This is a genomic window from Streptomyces sp. NPDC059080 (assembly GCF_042739975.1).
GTDB classification, from domain to species: Bacteria; Actinomycetota; Actinomycetes; order Streptomycetales; family Streptomycetaceae; genus Streptomyces; species Streptomyces benahoarensis.
The window spans coordinates 211,912-214,439 of sequence record NZ_JBHYGX010000008.1 but is presented as its reverse complement, the minus strand read 5'-3'; the positions used below and the strand labels follow the sequence as shown (position 1 = coordinate 214,439).

Genomic DNA, 2,528 nt, shown 5'->3' with positions numbered 1-2,528 from the left:
CGCGGCTGCGCCCCCCCCCCCCCCCCCCACCCTCACGCGGGCGGGCGGCACCGCAACCCCCCCGCCCCCCCCCCCCCGGCCGGCGCCGCCCCCCGAGCCGGAAGGAGGACACCGACGTGACTCTCAACGATGCGCTCGCCCCGCTGGTACTGCTCACCGCGGTGCGTGTCTTCGCCCCGGACATGCGGCACCTGACACGGCGTCTGCTGCGTGCGGGTGTCCGCGTGGGCGCGGCGGCACTGGTCGAGGACCGTCCGCCCGCCCCTCCGTGGCGCACGGACCACGTACCGGCCGCCCAGGACGAGGAGGTCTCCGCGTGAACGCCGACCTACCGCCGGTGCAGTACACCCTGCCGACAGCCCTCGAAGCCTTCCACGACCTGTACGTCAAGGCGTATCTCAACTACGCCCACACGATGCTCGGCGACAAGGACGCGGCGCAGGTCGTCGTCCGTGCCTGCTTCTCCCACCTCGCCCTCAACTGGGCGCATGTCGTCCAGGAGGAGAGCCCCGAGGCGTACGCCTGGGCGCTGCTCAAGGTCCGCGTCGACACCCATCTGCGGTTCACCGCGGCGCCGTCGCGGATGGTGGAGACCGCGGCCTTCCAGCGCACCGCGCGCGCCGCCCTCGAATCGGTCCGCTGCCAGTTCGAGGTGATGGAGACCTCCCTCGGTCTCTACACCGCCATCGCCTCCCTCCCCGAGCGGCAGTACGACGTGGTCGTGCTGCTCTACGTCCTCGGCTACCCCTCGGACCGGGTCGCCCACATCATGGGCGTCACCCGCGACACCGTCCGTTCCCACCGGCGCCTCGCCCGGCGCCGCATCGCCAGAATGCTTGGGTTGCCGCTGACCGCGGCCACCGGCGACGAGAAGGAAGAGGAGTGACCGTGCGGTCCTCGCGCAGCATCCACGAAGTCCTCGACGACGCCGCGATCCCCGACGTCTTCGCCGACTTCGACCTCGCCGCCTCCAAGCGGCACATGGCGTTCGACCTCGCCGCCGCCGACGCGGTGCGCCGGGAAGCCGCCGCTCCGCGCCCCGCCCCCGGCCGCCGCCTCCCGGCGCCGGTGATGCTCACGGCCCACGACCGGGCCGGGGCCGACCTGCGCGCCCTGTGCACGCAGGCGCTGCACCGCAGCGACGCCGCCGACCTCCTCGCCAAGCTCGCCAACAGCCGCCGCATCGACCCCGACGGCGCCCTGCACTTCGGCTGCCTCCTTCATCTCGCCGGATGCCCCGAAGGCGCCCAGTTCTGGTGGCAGTTCGCCGCCGGGGCGGGCAACGCCGCGGCCGCGCACTGCCTGCATCTGCTCCACCTCACCCGCGGCGAACTCCGCGACGCCGCACACTGGGCGGACCAGGCGGCTGCCCTCGCCGGTGGCCCGACCGTGCTCAGCCGGTCCCGCACCGCACCACCCCCCGACGCCCGGCAGCCCCGCGCCGCCCTGCGCGCCGTGGTGGGGCTGCTCACCGTCGGCGAGGACGACGAGTTCGGCCGCGTACCGCACCCCGATCCCTGCCTGGCCGACCGGCTCAGAGAACTCGCCGACGCGCTCTGAGGCGGGCCGTCACGGGGCGGGCCGCCGACGCGGCCCGGCCCGGGGCCCGACGCCCGTCCGTTGGGCGGCCCGGCGCCCCACGGCCGGGCCTCACCCGCCCCCACCAGCGGAAACTCCCTGGCCCGGGCGGTGGGGCCGGTGCCATGCTGGAGGGGTGAACGGACCCGAGATCTCCTTCAGCTTCGCGCCCGCGCTCCACCTCTTCCTCCCGGCGGGACGCTCCGGCGACCGGACCCGCGTGGTCACCGACGGCGCCGCCTCGCTCGGCCATGTCGTCGAATCGCTCGGGGTGCCGCTCACCGAGGTGGGGGAGCTGCGGGTGGACGGCGTCCCGGTCACCCCGGCGCATGTGCCGCGCGCGGGGGAGAGCGTCACGGTGCACGCCGTCGCGCGCCCGCAGAGCGTCCCCGGCGCCCCGCTGCGCTTTCTGCTCGACGTCCATCTCGGCACCCTGGCCCGCCGGTTGCGGCTGCTGGGCGTCGACGCCGCGTACACCGCCGAGGACCCGGGCGACGCGGCGCTCGCGGCGCGGTCGGCGGCGGAGCGGCGGGTCCTGCTCACCCGGGACCGCGGTCTGCTCCACCGCCGCGAACTGTGGGCCGGCGCCTATGTCTACAGCGACCGGCCCGATGATCAACTCACCGATGTCCTCGGCCGGTTCGTACCGGAGTCCGTGCCCTGGACCCGCTGCACCGCCTGCAACGGCCCGCTCACCGACGCCGGGAAGGACACCGTCGTCGAACGGCTGCACCACGGCACCCGCCGCACCTACGATGTGTTCGCCCGCTGCACGGAGTGCGACCGCGTCTACTGGCGCGGCGCCCACCACGCCCGCCTCCAGGCCCTCGTCGACCGGGCACAGGGCACCCTCGGGGGGGGGGCGGGGGGGCGCGGGGGGCGGGGGGGGGGGCCGCGGGGGGGGGCCCCCGCGCCGCGGGGCGCGCCGCGCGCGCGCGGCGGGGGGGCGC

At 76.1% G+C, this 2,528-nt stretch carries 4 protein-coding genes; all 4 read left to right on the top strand.

Annotated features, from left to right (window positions below; translation table 11 throughout):
* Positions 1-116 precede the first annotated feature (116 nt).
* Complete coding sequence (locus tag ACFWWQ_RS09535; protein WP_384592762.1) at positions 117-320, top strand: hypothetical protein; 204 nt, start codon at positions 117-119, stop codon at positions 318-320.
* Positions 317-886 (top strand): RNA polymerase sigma factor, encoded by a 570-nt coding sequence (locus ACFWWQ_RS09530; protein WP_384592759.1) that lies wholly within the window; start codon positions 317-319, stop codon positions 884-886. The genes ACFWWQ_RS09535 and ACFWWQ_RS09530 overlap by 4 nt, the downstream gene beginning before the upstream one ends.
* Positions 883-1,560 carry a hypothetical protein gene (locus ACFWWQ_RS09525; protein ID WP_384592756.1) on the top strand — a complete coding sequence of 226 codons (678 nt, stop codon included), beginning with the start codon at positions 883-885 and terminating at the stop codon, positions 1,558-1,560. The genes ACFWWQ_RS09530 and ACFWWQ_RS09525 overlap by 4 nt, the downstream gene beginning before the upstream one ends.
* 154 nt (positions 1,561-1,714) lie before the next feature.
* Positions 1,715-2,528 (top strand): Mut7-C RNAse domain-containing protein (locus ACFWWQ_RS09520; RefSeq protein ID WP_384592753.1); only part of this gene is annotated, 814 nt, incomplete at its 3' end.